The sequence below is a fragment of the Acinetobacter sp. WCHA55 genome, assembly GCF_002165305.2.
Classification (GTDB): domain Bacteria; phylum Pseudomonadota; class Gammaproteobacteria; order Pseudomonadales; family Moraxellaceae; genus Acinetobacter.
The window spans coordinates 751,171-772,864 of record NZ_CP032286.1 but is presented as its reverse complement, the minus strand read 5'-3'; the positions used below and the strand labels follow the sequence as shown (position 1 = coordinate 772,864).

Sequence of the window (21,694 nt, the reverse complement as noted above, 5' to 3'; positions counted from 1 at the left end):
CTTATTTCCCCACGATCTGAGTTACGATCAAGACCATTAGCAATACAAAGATACCTAATGCCATGCTTGATGCGTAATCACGCAATGAACCTGTTTGACGTGAACTTGTGAAACTATGTCCACCTTTCACAATAGCAGGCAAGACTAACCACAAGCGATCAATTGGATCACGACCTAAAATCTTCGCAATAAGCAAATATGGTTTCACAAAAACGATGTCATAGAGCGCATCGAAACCTAGCGCATTACGGCAAATGTTTGCAAGACCTGCACCCAATGACGTTTTAGCAAAGCTTTTCACAGCACTATAAGCAAATGCAAATAACACCACACCAATCGCTAAACCAACAAGTGCAATACCAACAGCAGTCCATTCAGCGCTGTGCATGCCATGTTCTAATGCTTCTGGGATTACAAATGCTGGGATTTTTGCTGCATTTAAAATGCTTTCTACAGGTGCTTTAAGTACCGCACCAATGAAGGTTGAAAGTACTGCAAGAATACCCAAAGGTCCCCAGTAGGTGATGCCTTTAATCGCATGATATGGGGTATTTTCTTTACCAAAGAACACAACCCAAATCAGACGGAATGTGTAAATCGAGGTTAAGAATGCACCTGCTACACCCGCCCAGTATAATGAGTTATACACTGCGATTGATTCGCCTTGTACCCAAACTGCACCCAAGATCGCGTCTTTAGAGAAGAAGCCCACGGTGATGTATGGAATCGCGGCCAATGCACCGCCACCAATGGCGAAACAAGCAAATAGGAATTTGTTCTTGTAGAACAAACCGCCCATCTTGAAGATGTTTTGTTCGTGGTGGTAAGCCAAAATCACTGCACCTGAAGACAAGAACAATAATGCCTTGAAGAATGCGTGAGTTAGCATGTGGAACAGGCCTGCTTGGTAAGCTTCCGCCCCAACAGCCATAAACATATAACCGAGCTGACTCATGGTTGAGTAAGCCAAAATACGTTTGATGTCTGTTTGAACCAATGCAGCAAAACCAGCCACTAACAAGGTTACCGCACCTGTGATTGAGATAAACATCATCACTTCAGGTGCCATTTCAAACACGGTGTACATACGGCAACACAGGTAAACACCTGCGGTTACCATCGTTGCAGCGTGGATCAATGCAGATACAGGTGTAGGACCTGCCATTGCATCGGCCAACCATGTTTGTAATGGGATCTGTGCAGATTTACCTGCCGCACCCAAGAACAACATCAATGCTGTCCAAATGGTTAAAGATGAACTTTGTGTCATCACTGTTGGTGCAGCTGCAACCACTTCCGCAATGTTTAATGTACCGAACTGTTGGTAAATTAAGAACAAAGCGATCAGTAAGAACACATCACCGATACGTGTTACGGTAAATGCTTTAATTGCCGCAAAACCGTTTGCAGGGTTTTGGTAGTAGTAACCAATCAGCAAGTACGAGCAAAGACCTACGCCTTCCCAACCTAAGAAGAGCAACGCCAAGTTATCGCCCAATACGAGCAGCAACATGCTAGCAACGAACAGGTTGAAATAAGAGAAGAAACGTGCAAAGTCTTCTTCACCACGCATGTACCATGACGCAAAGATGTGAATCAGGAAACCGACACCCGTCACCATACCCATCATGAGCAGTGATAAACCGTCAAGATGTAAGCTAATGCCTGGGCTTAGATTACCGACATGGAACCATGTCCACAGATGTTGAACATAAGTCACTTTGCCGTTATTAACAAAGTCTAGACCAGCGATCAAAGCAACCAATGCAGAAAGGCCAACTGCCCCCACACCAATAATGGCAGCAACATTTTCAGGAAGCTTGTTGCGACCTGCCGCTAAAAGGACAAAACCAATGAGCGGGAATAATACTGTTAAATATAAAAAACTCATCCGCGCATCTCACTAGCAGCATCCACATCCAAGTGATGGAAGCGATGGTAGAACTGAAGGACGATCGCAAGACCAATACAAGCCTCTGCCGCAGCAAGCGTTAAGATCAAAATAAACATGATTTGTCCGTCTGGTTGTACCCATGCACTACCAGCCAGAACAAACGCAAGCGCAGCTGCGTTCATCATGATTTCAAGGCTCATTAACATAAATAATAGATTGCGTCGCACCATCACACCGTAAAAACCCAGTGCAAAAAGAATGGTTGCAACAATCAAACCATGTTCTAAAGGGATGTTGCCCATTATTGTTTGTCCTCTTCTGCACCTGGTTCACGTTTGCCAAGATGGAATGCTGCAACCAACGCAGCAAGCAATAACATGGCAGCAACTTCAACCAATAATAAATAGTGAGTAAAGAGTGCTTGGCCAACGACTTTTGGACCCACAACTTCAGTACCCATAACAGGGCCAGCCGCTGTGTAGTCAGAGCCGAGCATCCACACCAACACCAAGCCCATTAAGAAGCTCATGAGTGCTGGATATGCCCAAGCAGACGATGTTAACCATTTACGCTCTTGTTCAACGGTGTGTTGACCAAGGTTTAACATCATCACTACGAATACGAATAACACCATGATCGCGCCTGCATAGACGATGATCTCAAGCGCGCCAGCAAATGGCGCACCCACGATCATAAACATGCCTGCAACTGCAAGAAGTGACACGATCAAGCTCAATAAAGCGTGTACAGGATTCGCGTTGGTCACAACACGAATCGTAGAAACGATGGCCACAAGTGCCATCAAATAAAATGGCCACATCATGGTAATAAGCTCCGTACATCAACTGGTGCGCTTTCACGCTGCGCTTGACCTTTGTCTTTTCCAGTTACAGCCATACCTGTTACACGGTAGAAGTTGTAGTCTGGATATTTACCAGGACCTGAAATGAGTAAGTTTTCTTTCTCGTATACCAAGTCTTGACGAACGTATTCACCCAACTCGAAATCTGGAGTCATTTGAATTGCAGTCGTCGGACATGCTTCTTCACACATACCGCAGAAAATACAACGTGAGAAGTTGATACGGAAAAACTCCGGATACCAACGACCATCTTCTTTTTCTGCTTTTTGTAGTGAAATACAACCAACAGGACATGCAACTGCACATAAGTTACACGCAACACAACGTTCTTCACCATCTGGGTCACGTGTTAACACGATACGACCACGGAAACGTGGTGGAACAATTTGTTCGGCTGGCACTTCTGGGTAAAGAATGGTGTCACGTTTACGTGTCACGTGTGAGAAAACCATCCACAGTGAACGTACGATTGACCCGAACCCAGCTAGAATTTTATACATTTTATTCTCCCTGCCCTTACCACAGAATCACTGCGCCAGTAACTAATAAGTTAACTAACGCTAATGGTAAGCAAATCTTCCAACCAAAGTTCATCACTTGGTCATAACGTGGACGCATAAGTGAACCACGAGCCAAGACAAACATCATCACAAAAAATGCTGTTTTGATAATGAACCAGAATACTGGTGGAATGAACGGAATATCGATGTTAAATGGCGCTAACCAACCACCGAAGAATAGCGTTACGATCAATGCAGAGATCAGAACCACGTTGACATATTCTGCAACGAAGAACATCCCCCATTTCATACCGCCGTACTCGACGTGGTAACCTTCCGCCAATTCTTGTTCTGCTTCTGGTTGGTCAAATGGGTGACGGTGAGTAACCGCAACACCTGCAACCACGAAGATTAAGAAACCTAAGAACTGTGGAATGACAAACCATACATCTTTTTGTGCTTCTACAATTTCACGCATGTTGAATGAGCCTGCAATTGCAACCACACCCATCAATGAAATACCCAAGAACACTTCATACGAAATGGTTTGAGCTGCAGAACGTAGACCACCAAGCAATGCATATTTGTTGTTTGATGACCAACCACCAAACAATACGGCATAGACTGCAATACCGGCCATTGCCATAAAGAACAATAGACCGATGCTCATGTCTGCAACACCTAAGTATGGCGATACAGGAATAACCATGAACGACAACACCGCTGTTGCCATGGCAACAGCAGGAGCTAAACGGAAAGTCAATTTGTCAGCAAACTTTGGTGTCCAGTCTTCTTTGAACATGATTTTCAGCATGTCAGCAACGATCTGGAACATCCCCCCAGGACCTACACGGTTCGGACCATAACGGTCTTGCCATAAGCCCAGTAAACGACGCTCAATAAAAGACATCAACGCAGCGATGAGTACTACAACGAGTAAAATCACAATCGCTTGAATGACTGAGTAGGCAATTGGCCAGTTCTCAGCCCAAAGCGGCGTTTGACGGATTAATTCTTGTTGCATGAATTACGCTCCTACCGCGACTGATACAGGCTCAGCAAGTGAAACCGTAGGTGCAAGACCAACTGGATAACCAATATAACCTGTAGGTAAATAATCAATCACTTGAACTGGAAGTACGATCGAAGTCTCACCTGCTTTCACAGTGATTTTTTGACCATCTTGAACATTCAAACGTGTTGCATCTTGCTCACCCACTGCAAAGACTGCTTCAGGAATACGCGATTCCATCGCAGGTGTTTTCACAGTAAATTCACCAGAAGCAAAAATGTGATGCATTGGCACTAAACGGAAGCTTTCAGGGTTTGCAACCACAACCGCTGGAGCAACGAAAGTACGTGCTGGACGCTTCGCTAAACGATCGAATAAACGCACACCCGAATCACCACCTTTTAAGTGACCACCCACGTTATCTTGGAATTTATTCCAAGCTTGCGGTGAGTTCCAACCTGCTGACCATGCAAATGGTACCAGTGGAGATGGCGTTTGGTTCCCGACATAACCTTCCATAGAGAAAGTTAATGCAGAGTCGATATCTGTCGGTTGTTTTGGTTCATGCACGTTCAATGGCGCACGCATAGAGGTACGACCAGAGTAACGACGCGGTTCACGCGCAACTTTCAAACCGTGGACACGGAAGCCCGCATCTGGAGCCACATCTTGAATTGCAGCAAGTGCAGGTACATTTTTCGCAACTGACTCGATGACATCGTCAAGCAAGGTCCAAGAAATCGCTTTGCCCTTCACGCCTGTTTCAATGGCATGTAACCAGCGCCAAGATTCTTTGATCGCCAGTTCAGGCTTGTAGTAGCTCGGGTCATACACTTGGTAGAAACGTTGTGCACGGCCTTCTTGAGAGACAACCGTACCGTCACCTTCAGCAAATGACGCAGCAGAAAGTACGATATCCGCTTTCTTGACAGTTTCAGTTTCAGAGTGATCTAAAACAATCACGTCTTTACCAGAAAGTGCTGCTTCAACTTGTACTGCTGGCAAACGACGGAATAGATCATTTTCAACAATCACAACCGTGTCATAATCTTGCGCAAACGCTTGTTCTAAGCTTTGTCCACCGAAGATTGCTAAGCCCATAGAGTTCACTTCAGGAACCGTCAAGGTCAAGCCAGCATTACCAAGGTTTTGAGCAACTTGTGCTGCCGCTTCCATGATTGCAGGATCTTGTAAACTTGTGCCCGAAATGATTAATGGCTTTTTCGCAGCTTTTAAAGTGTCCGCAATCGTTTGAGCAAATGCTTTCGCATCTTCAGCCAAACCAGAAAGCACTTCACCCTTCACTGCAGCAGCAACCGCAAAACCTAAACGCGCGATATCGTTTGGAGAAGCAACAACTTCACCAGCAGCCACATCTGATAAACGGGTTTGCGTTGCAGCCAAGATGAAAATAGGTGATTTTGCATCTTGTGCAATACGTTGCACAGGCTCAGCCAACCAATCTTGAGTACGACGTTCTGCTGCCATTTCTTTGGCTTTGTTTTTCGCTGCTTGGCGAACAGACAATGCCATACGTGGTGCAGTTTGAGTTAAATCTTCACCCAAAATCAGCACTGCATCATAGCTTTCGATTTCACGCATACCTGGGTTGTAAACACCTTCGGTTTGCATGATTGAAGCAGCTAATTCAACCAAGTTTTGCTCTTTTTGAGACATACCCGTTGAATAGTTTTCTTGACCCACTAGCTCGCGAAGCGCGTAGTTTGATTCAAGTGATGCACGTGGAGAGCCGATACCCAATACTTTTTTGCCTTGGATATTTGCAATCACAGTGTCTAATGCTTGATCTACAGAGACGACTGTTGTATCAGCACCATCACGGAATTGTGGTTGACGTGGACGGTCTGCACGGTTCACATAACCTGTACCGAAACGGCCTTTGTCACACAAGAAGTATTGGTTTACTTCACCGTTGAAACGGTTTTCTACACGACGAAGTTCACCATAACGCTCACCTGGAGAGATATTACAGCCTGAAGAACAGCCTTGGCATACGCTTGGCGCATACTGCATGTCCCATTTACGGTTGTAGCGTTCTGAGTGAGTTTTATCCGTGAATACACCTGTTGGACAAACTTCAGTCAAGTTACCAGAGAATTCAGATTCTAAAGTACCTGATTCTGGACGACCAAAGTAAACACGCGATGCATTGGCATAAACACCAAAGTCTGTACCGCCCGCGTAGTCTTTGTAGTAACGAACACAACGGTAGCAAGCGATACAACGGTTCATCTCGTGTGCAATAAACGAACCTAATTCTTGGTTGTAATGCGTACGCTTCGTGAAACGGTAACGACGACGGTCGTGTTGCGTCATTACAGTCATATCCTGTAAATGACAGTGACCACCTTCTTCACAGACTGGACAGTCGTGTGGGTGATTCGTCATCAAGAATTCAACAATAGACGCACGGAAATCTTTCGCTTCTTTGTCTTCAATCGAGATATAGGTATTGTCAGACGCAGGCGTCATACATGACATGACCAAACGACCACGCGTATCTTCTGGATTCGCGTATTGAGTCACAGCACATTGACGGCACGAACCGACAGAACCTAAGGATGGATGCCAACAAAAATATGGGATGTCGATGCCAAGACTTAAACATGCTTGTAGCAAGTTTTCTGAGCCGTTGACTTCATACGATTTTCCATCGACATGAATTGTAGCCATAGTCGAATTCCTTAAGCTTGTTCTACGTTGCTAGTTCGAGCGGCAGCATCTACTACCTTGGCTTCAAACTCGCTACGGAAATATTTAAGTGCGCCCATTAACGGTTCCATTGCACCAGGAGCATGTGCACAGAAAGTTTTACCAATCCATAACTTACGCGTTAACTCTTGTAAGTGATCGATATCTTCTTTCTTACCTGTGCCATCTTCTAATGCTTTCAGAGCTTTAACTGCCCAAGGTAAACCATCACGACAAGGCGTACAGAAACCACATGACTCACGCGCAAAGAATTCTTCTAAGTTACGTGTAGCAGAAACCATACATTGGGTTTCATCAACCACCATCAACAAACACGTACCTAAACGTGAACCTGCCTTCATGATGCTTTCCGCATCCATAGGAAGATCAATGTGTTCAGCAGCCAAGAAGTCTGTCGATGCACCGCCTGGTAACCAAGCTTTTAGCTTAAGGCCATCACGCATACCACCAGCATGCTCTTCAATTACTTCACGTGCAGTTGTACCGAATGGCAATTCCCATAAACCAGGGAATTTCACCTTACCTGATGCACCATAAATCTTGGTGCCTGGATCTTTCGATTTACCCGCAGAAAGGTTGATGTACCATTCAGGACCACGCAACATGATTGCTGGTAAGTTGTTGTAAGTCTCTACGTTGTTCACAATCGTAGGACGACCCCAAGCACCTGCAACTTGCGGGAATGGTGGTTTGGTACGTGGGTTTGCACGGCGACCTTCAAGCGAGTTAATCAATGCGGTTTCTTCACCACAGATATAACGGCCTGCACCGGTATGTACGTGCATTTCGAAGTTCCAGCCAGTGCCGAGGATGTTTTCACCCAAGTAACCTTTCGCACGGATTTGCTCTAATGCTTCATTTAAGTATTGAGCAGCTTCGATGTATTCACCACGGATGAAGATATAACCATGTGTTGCTTCAAGGGTATAACCCGCAATCAACATACCTTCGATCAATTGATGAGGAAGTTTTTCCATCAACAAACGGTCTTTGAAAGTACCTGGTTCCATTTCATCGGCATTACAAATCAGGTAACGTGGACCTGAGTTGTCATTTGGTGCCATCAGTGACCATTTGATCCCTGCTGGGAAACCTGCACCACCACGACCTTTAACGGTTGCAGCCTTAATGACTTCAAGCACGTCTTTCGGTGGCATAGTGATTGCTTTTTTAAAGCCTGCATAACCTTCAAGCGCTTCGTAGTCATCTGCACTACGTACAAACTCTTGTTTACTCAAACGCCAAGTTAATGGATGAGTTTCTGGGTTACCGTCGCCATAAATTGGTTTTGGTTCGGTATTCATACATACTTCTCCAATAACTGTTTCACTGAGGTCACTTCAACCAGACCGTGAGTGTCTTCATCAATCATTAATGTAGGACCTTTGTCACAGTTACCTAGGCAGCAAATTGGCAGCAAAGTAAAACGACCATCTGCAGTCGTTTGACCAAACTGAATACCTAATTCACGCTGGAATGCTTCTGCCAAAGTTTCCGCACCCATCAAGAAGCACGCAATCGAGTCACAAAGCAAAATTACATGACGACCTACAGGTTGACGGTAGATACGGTTATAGAATGTTGCTACACCTTCAAGGTCAGCGACGCTCATGCTTAACATTTGCGCAATGGCATTCATTTGTGCATCATCTACCCAACCATTACGGCGTTGTACACACTTCAGCGCATCAAGACAGGCTGCACGCGGGTACGGATAGTGATCAATGTGATGTTCGATATCGTGAATTTCTTCCGTAGTCAAAATCCCTTCAACATTCACACGTGGCTTTTTATCAGTCAAAATCATCATAATGCGTTACCCCTTAGCGATCCACGTCTGCCATTACGACGTCAATTGTCGCTAAATAAATGATCAAGTCAGATACTAGACTGCCATTAATCACAGAAGGCATTTGCTGTAAATGCGTGAAGGTTGGTGTACGAATACGGGTACGATAACTCATCGTTGACTTGTCAGAAGTCAAGTAGTAGTTCGATGCACCTTTCACCACTTCAGCCATCACAGATGCTTCACCAGCAGGCATCACAGGACCCCAAGATACACTTAAGAAGTGCGTAATCAAGGTTTCAATGTCTTGTAAAGTCTTGTCTTTAGGTGGTGGAACAGCCAATGGGTGATCTGCTTTGTATGCACCGGAAGGCATGTTGTCTAAACATTGCTTCACGATTTTGAGTGATTCTTCAATTTCACGGAAGTGAACAAGAACCCGCGCATACGCATCGCCTTCGTACTCAAGTGGGACATCGAAGTCGTAGTTTTCATAGCCACTGTATGGACGATATTTACGAACGTCGAAGTCAATACCTGTTGCACGTAGACCAGTACCAGTCACACCCCAAGCCAACGCAGATTTCGCGTCATATTGAGCGACGTTACGCGTACGACCTACAAATACAGAGTTTTTAAGCGCTGCTGTGTAGTATTCGTTCATACGCTTCGGCATCCAATCTAGGATTTCACGAATCAGATGCTGCCAGTTGTTTGGCAAGTCATGCGCTGTACCACCAATACGGAACCATGCTGGGTGCATACGGTAACCCGTGATCGCTTCAATCGCGTCATAGATTTTTTGACGGTCAGCGAACATGTAGAATACAGGGGTCATACCGCCGGCATCTTGAATCGCAGTACCGATATACAACAAGTGGTTATTGATACGGAACAATTCAGACATCATGACACGGATACATTGCGCACGGTCAGGTACAGTAATACCCGCCATTTGCTCCACACCCATCACATAAGGCATGTTTTGCGCACAACCGCCCAAGTAGTCCACACGGTCAGTATACGGAATGAATGAATGCCAAGTTTGACGTTCAGCCATCTTTTCCACACCACGGTGGTGATAACCGATATCAGGCACACAGTCTTTCACTTCTTCACCATCCAACTGCAAGATTACACGGAAAGCACCGTGCGCAGATGGGTGGTTCGGACCTAAGTTTAAGAACATGAAGTCTTCGTCGTCATTACCGCGCTTCATACCCCAATCTTCAGGCACGAAACGAAGGTGTTCCTGTTCGTAATCCTGCTTCGCTTGGTTCTGCATATACGGTGTATATTCCGTAGCACGTGCAGAGTACTCTTTACGAAGTGGGTGACCTTCCCAATAGGTTGGCAACAAAATACGACGGAGCATTGGATGCCCTTCGAAGTTAATGCCAAACATATCGTAAGCTTCACGCTCGTACCAGTTGGCATTTGGCCAAATATTGGTTGCAGTTGGAAGATTTACATCATTTTCATTCAATGCAACTTTGATACGAATATCACTATTACGCTCAAGCGATAATAAGTGATAGAACACAGTAAAGTCAGACGCAGGCAAACCGTCGCGGTGTGTACGTAAACGTTCATCTACCGCAGACAAGTCAAACAGCATCACGTATGGACGTGACACTGTACGCAAGAACATTAAAACTTCTTGTACGCGCGCGCGCTCAACCCAGACTGTTGGAAAGTCTTCAAAAGTCGTTTGCACATAGAAGTTCTCACCAAATTTGGTTTTGAGCTCTTCTACAATTGCAAATGCTGGGCGTGAATCAACTTGCGGAGATTCTGGCATAGCGTTTTCAGTTTCAGCCATTGGCTTGGCTTCCTATTTAATACAAATTCATTCAACCTAAACAACAATTACACCCAAGCCGGGTGCATCAAAATTTATCGTTTAAATTATTTAATTTCATCCATAGAGCGTAAGTTTTTCACTGCAATACGTTCAGCATTCTTACGGTCACGTTCTGGCATCATCTTTGGCTTATACACTGGCTTAAGATCATCACCAATCACGGCAGAAAGTGGACGGCGCTCTAGTTGAATTTGGTCTTGTAACAACATTAATGCTTGGATTAATGCTTCTGGACGGGGTGGGCAACCTGGAATATAAACATCGACTGGGATGATTTTATCCACACCTTGCACAACTGAATAAATATCGTACATACCGCCAGAGTTTGCACATGCGCCCATTGAAATAACCCACTTCGGTTCCAACATTTGTTCATACAAACGTTGAATAACTGGAGCCATTTTGACGAAACATGTACCTGCAACAATCATCAAGTCAGCCTGACGAGGTGAAGCACGGATTACTTCGGCACCGAAACGCGACAAGTCATGCACGCCTGTTAAAGTCGTTGCATACTCTACGTAGCAGCAAGATGTACCAAAGTTAAACGGCCAAACTGAGTTCTTACGACCCCAGTTCACTGCTGTATGTGCTACGTCCTCTAAACGAGTCATGAACACATTTTTATTCACTTCTTCTTCAAGCGGATCCGTTACGATTTGACGCTCTTGAAGTGGATATTGATCAGCATCCGGATTCGCACGGGTTAATGTATATTTCATCCCGAGTTACTCCTTATCAGACGATTTAGCCGGTGACTTATCTTTCACACGACCAGATGATTGAGCTGGGATTTGACCTGTAGGGTCCATAACCAACTCTTCAATTGAATTAAAGCGAGTAATTTCTGCAAGATTCATATTTGGAGAACCAACTTTAGGTTTAATCCCTGCTGCTTTACGTTTGTCAGAAGGTGACCAATTAAGCGCACCTGTAGACAACTCATAAACCAAACCAACGAGTAAAACTAAAATAAATACTGCTGCAGTGGTGAAACCCACCCAACCCACTTCACGAACCGATGTAGCCCATGCGTAAAGGTAAAGCGCCTCTAAGTCGAATACGACGAAGAAGATTGCAACCAAATAGAACTTTGCTGACAGGCGGATACGTGCGCCACCAGCACCAACCACACCTGATTCAAATTGCTCTTGCTTTGCACGGCCCCATGACTTACCCCCAAGGAGTAATGGGACAGTGAGCATAAAGACGCAAAGAAATGTAACGCCGATCACGAAGGCAATAATTGCCCATTCGTATGGAGTAATGGCACTCATGCGGGGATAACTCCTGGCAGGCCTAATTTATTAACAAAGAATGCATGTATTGGCCTTCAAATACACCAAACACAAAATTAATCCCGCCAATTGTACCCGATTGCTGACGTAAGTTGCTAGCTTATAGACCTTCGTCTTTAGGATGATTTATCTTCGTTTTTTGAGATTTTTTCGATGGAAGCCCTTTTATTTCGAAACCAATCGTTTTATCTAATAAAACACTACTATTCTATTATTTTTCCAAATTTCAATATTTAAACAAAGCCTTTAAAGCATTTTTCAGCCTCATTCCGATAACAATCACACAATCAGCAGTTTAAAAAACACAGCCCAGCAACCACTGTATTGTGCTGATTTTAAAAAATACAAAAGTAGATTAAGTCACTCATATTTTTTGTATTTTTTTGCAAATCACCCCAATCAGTTAATGCACATGGCGTTTTCTTATGCTATTGATATAGACAACCAAGAACAAAGAATAAGGAGCACCACATGAGTCTGGAATTCACCCACAAACCTAACTATTTTTTATTTGCCCAGTTGCTTATTCGCCATGTTGAAACTTATGTTCGTAAACACCCCGATGCCAATAATGCCATCTTTGATTTACGCGACATTTATGAACTTTTTCGCCAAGATAAAGCTTCAGCCACCACCAACCTTGATGGCATTATGAATATTGTGGATGAATATAAAATTGAAACGATAAATGGTGATCAAAAGCTCATTAGCCGTTATGGCATAGATACGCAAAACAACTCATTATTGATTGACTTTAATGCAGATGCGCTTGAAAGCCTAAAACAAGGCAAGCAGATTATTTCTCCCGATGCCAGCATCCAAGAATAAGTCAGCATGAAAAATAAAAAAAGCACCGAATTTCGGTGCTTTTTTAATGCTTAGTTTTTTGAGTCTGCACTATCTTTGACACTGTACTTCTTTTTAGACTTACTAAAGCGATGCGCCGGCCATGTCATAGTAAAACGTGCACCACCGAGACTAGGGCTTTGATCGACTTTAACGCTACCACCAAACCAATAGGCAATTCGGCTCACAATCGACAAACCTAAACCATAACCACCCGATGCTCGAGTCCTGCTATCATCCAAACGTGCGAATGCTTCAAAAACACGCTCTCGCTCATCCTCTGGAATGCCCGGCCCATCATCTTCAACACAAACATAGGCCATACCGCTTTCATTAATACCACCACTAACCAACACCTGATGGTCGCCATAACGAACCGCATTACCAACCAAGTTCTGTACCACACGGTGTAAATAACGACGCTCAGCCTCAACCGTTAAGGTTAAAGGAGGAGCATTTAAATGAATTTCTTTCTGGGTTTTTAAGGCTTCCGTCTCAACCACCACCTGATCTAAGACTTCAAACAACACAATGCTTTCAATATCCAGTGATGGTGTACCCTGCTCCAACTTAGCGTAGGTCATGATTTCATCAATTAAGGTATTTAAAGCTTCAATGTCTTTATCAATCATATCGACTTGCTGAAGACGGTATTCATAGTCGTCTTCTTCAGCCAACATTTCCATACCAAAACGAATCCGAGCAACAGGTGTACGAAGCTCATGTGATACCGCACGCATCAGTTCGCGCTGCGCCTCAATGAGACGCTGAATATGGTCTGACATACTGTTATAGCTATTGGCTAGACTGGCCATTTCATCTGTGCCATCGACAGGCAAGCGTAGGGTCATGTCACCCGCTTTCATACGGTTTAAACCGTAATTAACCTCACGCAGTTTACGCTGCATCGGTACAAGTAAGCCATACACCCCCAAACTCAGCACAAACAGGCTCAACAAGGTAATCCCTGCTGCAAGCTGAAACGGCATCCAGTTAAAAATAGGTACAGGCCCCAATACCAAAACCTTGCTCGGTGAACTTGGTAAAGGTGGAGACACAATAGAAATGGTGGTGCCACGTACAGAGGCACTATCACGATATAAGATCACGCTATGATCTAAACGTAAGCGCCCAATCTGCTCCGACTCTAAAGCCAGATTTTGTACTTCTTCAATCTGCACAGGATAAGAGAAATGTTTCTGTACTTTTTCTAAGTACTCTTCTTCTTGACCTGGGTAATACACCAAATAATCTAGGATAAAAATCGGGAGTGCTTTCATTTGCAACTCACCAATTTTATCTACTTTAATATACAGTAAATGATTCGGATCATCTTTTAGACCAATGATCAGGTACGCCACTTGCGTTTGCGCATCATAACGCACAGCCGCTTTACGCTCACTGATCCGCTTTAACTCCGCACGACTCAAATCCACCTTATCGGCAGGGATCATATTAATCGGCAGTTCCAGCAAATCTGAAGCATCTGAAATCCAATCTGCTTTTTGCTGCGCATTGGTCTGACGGGATACACCTTCACTAATAATAAAGGAAATCCCGTCCGTTAAAGACTCGCGATATTCTTGCACTCGCTGATAGTTAATAATTTGTACAAGCAAATACCCCATGAGGGCAACAATAGCGACTAACACTACCAGCCCAGCATAGATACGCAAGAATATACTGTGTTTGAACACTAAAAATGTCCCGTTTTAACGAATCAAATAAACGGCTTAAAGACCATTGGTTTCTTTTACAAATAAGTAGCCTTTACTACGTACCGTTTTAATACGTTTTGGATTTTCAGGGTCATCACCAATTTTTGGACGAATACGTGAAATACGCACGTCAATTGAACGGTCTTGACCGTCATATTCAATACCGCGTAAACGTTCAAAAATGTCTTCACGTGATAAAATACGACCTGCATTTGAAGCCAATAACCACAGCAAGTCATATTCAGCGCTGGTAAAGTCAACTAACTCACCATTTAAAGTCACTGAGCGACCACCGTTATCAATCACCAAATCATCAAATTCGATACGTTGCGCAACTTCATCCTCAGGCGCTTTGTCAGTACGACGTAATAAGGCACGAATACGTGCAAGTAATACACGTGGCTGAACTGGTTTTGCCACATAATCATCTGCACCCATTTCTAGACCAAGCACTTGATCCATATCTTCGGTACGTGCAGTCAACATCAAAATCGGTTGATGATAATGTGGACGAACTTCACGGCAAATGGTTAAACCATCTGCACCTGGAAGCATCACATCCAACACCACCATATCGGGTTGTTCTGCAATAATACGGCGAATGGCACGGTTACCATCGGGTTCTACCCCAACCTCAAGACCATTACGAATCAGGTACTCTTGAGTTAAGCGAGCTAGGCGCTCATCGTCTTCTACGATTAAAATTTTTGGTAACTTTTCTTCTTGGCTCATGGAGTGCCCCTTTATTTTGACGACTTAACGTATCCTTTAAAATCCAAGGGATACGCTCTGATATATTTTGCAATATACACACGTTTACATTGTAAACAAGATCTCGTTCACCAAACTGATACATCAAAGTAGCATTTTGTTATACATTTTTTTAGCCTCCAAATGAGCACTTTCTGAGGTTTGCTGTATATCCAACCAATGTAAAAGAAACGTTTCTTTACAAAATGGCGATTTTTCATACCAAGTCACTGTTTGAACAGTTTATAACTCTCTCATTTGTCTGTTTTGAACTTATCCACAATGTTATCTATAAGCACTTAAACCGAGCTTTGTTATGCTATCGCCTTGTCTAATAAGGCTTAATACAAGAATCATAAAAAAGGGATCTTTTTAAGATCTTTTCGAGACCAGATCAATCAAAATATTTAATAAAATGTCAATATTGATCTACCCTGAATTTTCCCGTATCTTGTGTTCAATTAATTTTTAAACCACTAGGTCTTGTGTTTAAACCTCAAACACTGTGGCATAAAAATTGCCCAGTTCAAACGGTCCATAGACATAAAAATAGATGACAAAATGGAGCTATGCTAGCATGAGCGTATCGAATTCAACCCCTGGTCAAATTCAGGTGATTAAACGCACTGGAGATGTTGCCAGCTTTGACGCAGAAAAAATCTCTGTTGCCATTGGTAAGGCATTTTTGGCTGTTGAAGGCCAACAAAGTGCTGACTCAAGCCGCATCCACGATCGTATCTCTCAACTTACCGAGATGGTATTAAATACGTTCAGTCGCCGCCTACCTTCTGGCGGTACAATTCACATCGAAGAAATCCAAGACCAAGTTGAACTTGCGCTAATGCGTACAGGTGAACAGAAAGTTGCTCGTGCGTATGTCATCTACCGCGATCAACGTGCTGATGCACGTAAACAAGCAGGTGAAAACCATCATCCGACCTTACAAATTACTGACGCCAATGGTCAGCTTCAACCACTTGACATGCGTAAGCTTGAAGCAACTGTAACAAAAGCGGCTGAAGGTTTAGAAGGCATCAATGTTCAAGCGATCATCGATGAAACAATCAAAAACCTTTACAACGGTGTAAAAGCGTCTGATATCGCAACCACGATGATGATGGCAACACGTACGCGTATCGAACAAGAACCAAACTATACCTACGTGACAGCTCGCCTACTTCGTGATGAATTGGTCGCAACAGGTTTAACTTTCCTTGGCTTGTCTGAAGACACATCTGAAGGCGATGCTTTAGAAACATTCCTGAAGAAAGGTATTGAGCTAGACCTACTTTCACCAGAACTTCTTAACTTTGACCTTGCGAAATTGGCCGCAGCGATTCAACCAGAACGCTCAAACCAATTTACGTACTTAGGTTTACAGACATTATTTGACCGTTACTTCATCCACTCAGATGGCGTACGTTTCGAATTACCACAATTATTCTTCATGCGCGTTTCGATGGGTCTTTCACTCAACGAAGCAAACCGTGAAGAACGTGCAATCGAATTCTATAACTTACTCTCTAGCTTCGATTACATGGCATCTACGCCTACCCTGTTTAACTCAGGTACGCTTCGTCCGCAATTATCAAGCTGTTACTTAACCACCATTGATGATGACCTGTATGACATTTATGGCGCGATGCGTGATAACGCAATGTTGTCTAAATGGGCAGGCGGTTTAGGTAACGACTGGACACCTGTTCGTGCTTTGAACTCGTATATCAAAGGTACAAACGGTAAGTCACAAGGTGTTGTTCCATTCCTTAAAGTGGCGAACGATACTGCTGTCGCGGTTAACCAAGGTGGTAAGCGTAAAGGTGCTGTGTGTGCATACCTTGAAACTTGGCACTTGGACATCGAAGAATTCCTAGAGCTACGTAAAAACACAGGTGATGACCGTCGCCGTACCCACGACATGAACACAGCAAACTGGGTTCCTGATTTATTTATGCAACGTGTTTTTGAAGATGCAGAATGGACACTGTTCACGCCGTCTGAAACACCAGACCTACACGACTTAACAGGTGCAGAATTCGCTGAGCGTTATGCACACTATGAAGCAATTGCAAAAGAAACAAACATGTTGCACAAGAAAATCCGTGCAAAAGATTTGTGGCGCAAAATGCTGTCGATGTTGTTTGAAACTGGTCACCCGTGGATCACATTCAAAGACGTATGTAACTTACGTTCACCACAACAACACGTTGGTGTAGTTCACTCTTCTAACTTGTGTACAGAAATCACATTAAACACAAGCAAAGATGAAATCGCGGTATGTAACTTAGGTTCGATCAACCTTGTACAACACGTTCAAGGTGGTGTGTTAGACCGTGAAAAGCTTTCACGTACAGTAAAAACAGCGGTTCGTATGCTCGATAATGTAATCGACATTAACTACTATGCAGTTCCTCAAGCGAAAAACTCAAACTTGAAACACCGCCCAGTGGGTATGGGTATCATGGGCTTCCAAGATGCGCTGTATGAAATGCAACTGGCTTATGGTTCTGATGCCGCAGTAGACTTCGCTGATGAGTCGATGGAAGTGATCAGCTACTATGCGATCCAAACATCAAGCGATCTCGCACTTGAGCGTGGCACTTACGAGACATTTAAAGGTTCACTGTGGGATCAAGGGATTCTACCAATTGACTCACTTGACCTTGTTGCAAAATCACGTCCTGAGCGTATGTTTGAAGTTGACCGCACTCAACGTTTGGACTGGGACACTTTACGTGCCAAAGTTCAAAAAGACGGTATGCGTAACTCGAACGTGATGGCAATTGCACCGACCGCGACCATTTCAAACATTTGTGGTGTGTCTCAGTCGATTGAGCCTACATTCCAAAACTTATATGTAAAATCGAACCTGTCAGGTGAGTTCACTGTGATCAACCCGTACTTAGTACGTGCGTTGAAAGACCGTGGTCTGTGGGACTCTGTGATGGTAAATGATCTGAAACACTTTGAAGGTTCAGTTCAGAAGATTTCTCGTATTCCTGAAGAGCTTAAAGCCATCTTCGCGACTGCGTTTGAAGTTGAGCCACGCTGGATTGTGGATGCTGCATCACGTCGTCAAAAATGGATTGACCAAGCACAATCATTAAACCTTTACATCTCTGGTGCAAACGGTAAGAAACTGGACTTGACCTATAAAATGGCTTGGTTGCGTGGTTTAAAAACGACGTATTACCTCCGTGCTTTAGGTGCAACATCTGCCGAAAAATCGACCATTAACACGGGTGCCTTGAATGCAGTAAAACCTGCAACTGTAACGGCAGCGCCTGTTGCAGCAGTTGCACAGGAAGTTAAACCAGAAGTGGTTGCTGAAGATGAAGGCTTCGGTCAAGCAGCTCCAGTGCCAATGGCATGTTCAATTGACAATCCAGACTGTGAGGCTTGTCAGTAATAACCTCCCCTAACCCCTCCTAAAAGGAGGGGAATTACACCAAACTTATTGAGGTGTGACAGTCCCTCTTTCATAAAGAGGGACTTAGGGAGATTAAAAAATTAAAGACGACCTAGGAACCCACCATGCTCCATATGACACATAACTATATGTTAGGTCTTGCGACCTTGGTGATTTCCTTTGTGGTTTTGTTTTATATGCCAATCGCCTATTTTTGGGTGAAAGTCAATCAAGCTAAAAAGCGAAAGCAAAATAAGTCATGAGAATCATGCTCTAGACATCATTTTAGAGTAACGATTGGCAAAACTTAATTTTGCTTTCACAAATTAAGCGTATAGTAGGACATCTCAGCTTTGCTGGATGTCAATAAAAGATATAAAGCAACGTAGAGAGAATTGATATGTCAATCCTAAGTTGGGACGATTTCGAAGATGATTCGCAAAAACCGGCTGCACCTGAACACAAGTCTGCGCCCGTCGAACCGCAAAAAGCGGCTGATCCGCAGATGGTATCTACTGCAGAGCAACCACAGAAGAATGTGGCAGCTCCACAATCCGCTGGAACCCGTTCAGTGCGAGCAACAGATCCAGCCGATCCGTTGGCAAGAGCATCTGCTTCCCTAGAAACTTTGGACGTTGCACCTGGTCTTGAAGAACTTGAGATGGGCGCTCAGCGTGTACAAGTTGATGACAAAGCCATGATTAACTGTCGTGCGGACTTAAACCAACTTGTACCGTTCAAATACGAATGGGCTTGGCAAAAATATCTAGACGGTTGTGCAAACCACTGGATGCCACAAGAAGTAAACATGAACCATGACATCGCGCTTTGGAAGTCTGAAAATGGCTTAACTGAAGACGAACGTACCATTGTTATGCGCTCTCTTGGTTTCTTCTCTACAGCAGACTCATTGGTTGCAAATAACTTGGTATTGGCAATTTACCGTCACATCACCAACCCTGAATGCCGTCAGTACATTTTGCGTCAAGCTTTTGAAGAAGCGATTCATACACATGCTTACCAATACTGTATCGAATCTTTAGGTATGGATGAAGGTGAAGTCTTCAACATGTACCGTGAAGTACCATCAGTCGCGCGTAAAGCAGCTTGGGGCTTAAAATATACACAGTCTTTGAGTGATCCTTCATTCAAAACTGGTACGCCTGAAAACGACCAAATTTTGCTTCGCAACTTAATCGCGTTCTACTGTGTTCTTGAAGGTATCTTCTTCTACTGTGGTTTCAGCCAAATCTTGTCGATGGGCCGTCGTAACAAAATGAATGGTGTTGCTGAGCAATTCCAATACATCTTACGCGATGAGTCTATGCACTTGAACTTTGGTATCGACATGATTAACCAAATTAAGATCGAAAACCCAAGCTTGTGGACTGCTGAGTTCCAAGAAGAAATCGTCCAGATGATTCTTGAAGGTACGATGCTTGAAATCGAATATGCACGTGACACTATGCCACGCGGTGTGTTGGGTATGAATGCTGCGATGATGGAAGAATACTTAAAATTCATCTGTAACCGTCGTTTAGCACAGTTGGGCTTGCCTGAGCAGTTTGCTGGTGTGAACAACCCGTTCCAGTGGATGTCTGAAATGATGGACTTGCGTAAAGAGAAGAACTTCTTCGAAACGCGTGTGACAGATTATCAGACTGGCGGTGCGTTGAGCTGGTAAGGTAAAAAGTCCTCGCTGAATGACAGTTGATGTGAGATTTTTGACACATATTTTGAGATTGTTTCAAAAACGCTAAACCATACTCAAAGAAAGCGACAACTGAAATTCATCTAAAAAGAGTCTAAAATTTAGGCTCTTTTTTTTAATCAAGAGATATATTTAACACTTAACAAGAATTTTAAATATGAAATTTTTTACACGATCAGAAGCACGCTCTGCTGCAAATAGAGCTCAAGCTAGAACTAGACATGTCTTACTAGACTCAGTGCTAAATGAAGCAATCAAAAATCAAGAAAGGAAAAATAGTTTTGATAGGCTTTGTTGCATAAAGCCCTTAAAGATAGAGCTTTCCTAAGTTGCTCAAATTTAAGTGACAACTTGGGTATGAGGTCGGCCTAATTCTGTAAATCTATTTAAAATGGCTATACGAGCATGTACCTCGTTGACTTGGCTTTGAAAGTTCCTAGCACTGAGTTTATCGCCTAATAATTTGATGCAGTGCATCTTGGTTTCAACCAGACTTCGCTGATGGTAGCCCGACCATTTTTTCCATAGTGTCCTGCCTAAACGTTTAACAGTGCGAAGTAATTCATTTCGCTCTAGCGAATGAACTTTTTTATCTTTCCAAGGCTTGGCATTTTTTCTAGGTGGAATCACTGCATGTGCTTGCCGATCTGCAATGACCTGTCGGCATTGCTTGGTGTCATAAGCGCCATCGGTATATACGGAGTCAATCTGCTCATCCAATGGAATCTGATTGAGTAAATCCCCAAGCACCTGTGAATCACTTACATTGTTGGTCGTGAGCTGAACGGCTCGTATTTGCAGGGTTCTAGCATCTATACCAATATGAAGTTTACACCATTGGCGACGATATTCAGACTGATGCTTTTTACGTTTCCATTCACCTTCGCCCAAAAACTTTAAGCCAGTAGAGTCTACGAGTAGATGAAGCCCATCACTGTTTTTCTGATAACTAATTGCAATATCAATATGCTTTTGTCTTCTACAAAGCGTACTGTAATCTGGTGCTGTCCAATCTAATCCACAAAGTTTAATTAAGCTTTGAACAAAGCCAGTGACCATGCGTAAAGTAAGTCTAAATAGAGATTTGATCATCAAACAGCATTGAATCGCTATGTCGGAGTAGGTTTGACTTCGACCTTGTTTGCCTTGAGGTTCTGCATACCATTGTGTTTTTGGATCGAACCAAATGGCAATATTCCCACGATTAATGAGAGCTCGGTTATATGCGGGCCAATTGGTTGTGCGGTAGATTTTGTGTGTAGGCTTCTTCATTTGGAAATTATATTGCTGAAGAAGCCCTTAAGAACA

The 21,694-nt window shown here is 43.6% G+C and carries 18 protein-coding genes; 4 read left to right on the top strand and 14 right to left on the bottom strand.

What is annotated here, in order from left to right; genetic code table 11:
- Window position 1: 1 nt before the first annotated feature.
- The 11 genes from nuoL to CDG62_RS06445 all read right to left on the bottom strand — a co-directional run bounded on the left by nuoL (window position 2) and on the right by CDG62_RS06445 (window position 11,931).
- Window positions 2-1,891, bottom strand: a complete 1,890-nt coding sequence (gene nuoL, locus CDG62_RS06495) for an NADH-quinone oxidoreductase subunit L (RefSeq protein WP_087526387.1) — start codon at window positions 1,889-1,891, stop codon at window positions 2-4.
- The gene (nuoK, locus tag CDG62_RS06490; protein ID WP_004695395.1) at window positions 1,888-2,196 is read right to left on the bottom strand and encodes an NADH-quinone oxidoreductase subunit NuoK; all 309 of its coding nucleotides are present in this window, start codon (window positions 2,194-2,196) and stop codon (window positions 1,888-1,890) included. The genes nuoL and nuoK overlap by 4 nt, the downstream gene beginning before the upstream one ends.
- Entirely contained in the window at window positions 2,196-2,714 is a 519-nt protein-coding gene (gene nuoJ, locus CDG62_RS06485; RefSeq protein ID WP_171056751.1) for an NADH-quinone oxidoreductase subunit J, read from the bottom strand. The genes nuoK and nuoJ overlap by 1 nt, the downstream gene beginning before the upstream one ends.
- Window positions 2,714-3,256, bottom strand: a complete 543-nt coding sequence (gene nuoI, locus CDG62_RS06480) for an NADH-quinone oxidoreductase subunit NuoI (RefSeq protein WP_004651038.1) — start codon at window positions 3,254-3,256, stop codon at window positions 2,714-2,716. The genes nuoJ and nuoI overlap by 1 nt, the downstream gene beginning before the upstream one ends.
- A gap of 16 nt (window positions 3,257-3,272) precedes the next feature.
- Window positions 3,273-4,280, bottom strand: a complete 1,008-nt coding sequence (nuoH, locus tag CDG62_RS06475) for an NADH-quinone oxidoreductase subunit NuoH (protein WP_087526388.1) — start codon at window positions 4,278-4,280, stop codon at window positions 3,273-3,275.
- 3 nt (window positions 4,281-4,283) lie between these two features.
- Window positions 4,284-6,962, bottom strand: coding sequence for an NADH-quinone oxidoreductase subunit NuoG (gene nuoG / locus CDG62_RS06470; RefSeq protein WP_087526389.1), 2,679 nt, complete (start codon window positions 6,960-6,962; stop codon window positions 4,284-4,286).
- An 11-nt stretch (window positions 6,963-6,973) separates the two neighbouring features.
- Window positions 6,974-8,305 (bottom strand): NADH-quinone oxidoreductase subunit NuoF, encoded by a 1,332-nt coding sequence (nuoF, locus tag CDG62_RS06465; protein ID WP_087526390.1) that lies wholly within the window; start codon window positions 8,303-8,305, stop codon window positions 6,974-6,976.
- Window positions 8,302-8,811: an NADH-quinone oxidoreductase subunit NuoE gene (nuoE, locus tag CDG62_RS06460; protein WP_087526391.1), complete on the bottom strand. Its 510-nt coding sequence runs from the start codon at window positions 8,809-8,811 to the stop codon at window positions 8,302-8,304. Before nuoE ends, nuoF begins: the two co-directional genes overlap by 4 nt.
- 13 nt (window positions 8,812-8,824) lie before the next feature.
- A complete protein-coding gene (nuoC, locus tag CDG62_RS06455) occupies window positions 8,825-10,612 on the bottom strand; it encodes an NADH-quinone oxidoreductase subunit C/D (RefSeq protein ID WP_087526392.1) in 1,788 nt (595 codons plus the stop codon).
- An 86-nt stretch (window positions 10,613-10,698) separates the two neighbouring features.
- Entirely contained in the window at window positions 10,699-11,376 is a 678-nt protein-coding gene (locus CDG62_RS06450; RefSeq protein WP_004695382.1) for a NuoB/complex I 20 kDa subunit family protein, read from the bottom strand.
- Between the two features lie 6 nt (window positions 11,377-11,382).
- Complete coding sequence (locus CDG62_RS06445; protein WP_004695380.1) at window positions 11,383-11,931, bottom strand: NADH-quinone oxidoreductase subunit A; 549 nt, start codon at window positions 11,929-11,931, stop codon at window positions 11,383-11,385.
- A 492-nt stretch (window positions 11,932-12,423) separates the two neighbouring features.
- Between CDG62_RS06445 and CDG62_RS06440 the strand changes: the two genes are divergently transcribed.
- Window positions 12,424-12,780 carry a hypothetical protein gene (locus CDG62_RS06440; RefSeq protein ID WP_004695379.1) on the top strand — a complete coding sequence of 119 codons (357 nt, stop codon included), beginning with the start codon at window positions 12,424-12,426 and terminating at the stop codon, window positions 12,778-12,780.
- A 50-nt stretch (window positions 12,781-12,830) separates the two neighbouring features.
- Here the strand turns inward: CDG62_RS06440 and bfmS are convergent, their stop codons facing one another.
- Complete coding sequence (gene bfmS / locus CDG62_RS06435) at window positions 12,831-14,495, bottom strand: sensor histidine kinase BfmS (protein ID WP_087526393.1); 1,665 nt, start codon at window positions 14,493-14,495, stop codon at window positions 12,831-12,833.
- Between the two features lie 36 nt (window positions 14,496-14,531).
- A complete protein-coding gene (gene bfmR, locus CDG62_RS06430; RefSeq protein WP_004695375.1) occupies window positions 14,532-15,248 on the bottom strand; it encodes a response regulator transcription factor BfmR in 717 nt (238 codons plus the stop codon).
- Between the two features lie 595 nt (window positions 15,249-15,843).
- Between bfmR and CDG62_RS06425 the strand changes: the two genes are divergently transcribed.
- From CDG62_RS06425 to CDG62_RS06420, 3 genes are all read left to right on the top strand, one after another.
- Window positions 15,844-18,675 (top strand): ribonucleoside-diphosphate reductase subunit alpha, encoded by a 2,832-nt coding sequence (locus tag CDG62_RS06425; protein ID WP_087526394.1) that lies wholly within the window; start codon window positions 15,844-15,846, stop codon window positions 18,673-18,675.
- 125 nt (window positions 18,676-18,800) lie between these two features.
- Window positions 18,801-18,938 carry a hypothetical protein gene (locus CDG62_RS19305; RefSeq protein ID WP_162904012.1) on the top strand — a complete coding sequence of 46 codons (138 nt, stop codon included), beginning with the start codon at window positions 18,801-18,803 and terminating at the stop codon, window positions 18,936-18,938.
- Between the two features lie 137 nt (window positions 18,939-19,075).
- Complete coding sequence (locus tag CDG62_RS06420) at window positions 19,076-20,359, top strand: ribonucleotide-diphosphate reductase subunit beta (RefSeq protein WP_087526395.1); 1,284 nt, start codon at window positions 19,076-19,078, stop codon at window positions 20,357-20,359.
- Between the two features lie 366 nt (window positions 20,360-20,725).
- Here CDG62_RS06420 and CDG62_RS06410 read toward each other — a convergent pair whose 3' ends face one another.
- The gene (locus tag CDG62_RS06410; RefSeq protein ID WP_087528927.1) at window positions 20,726-21,658 is read right to left on the bottom strand and encodes an IS5 family transposase; all 933 of its coding nucleotides are present in this window, start codon (window positions 21,656-21,658) and stop codon (window positions 20,726-20,728) included.
- Window positions 21,659-21,694: the final 36 nt, after the last annotated feature.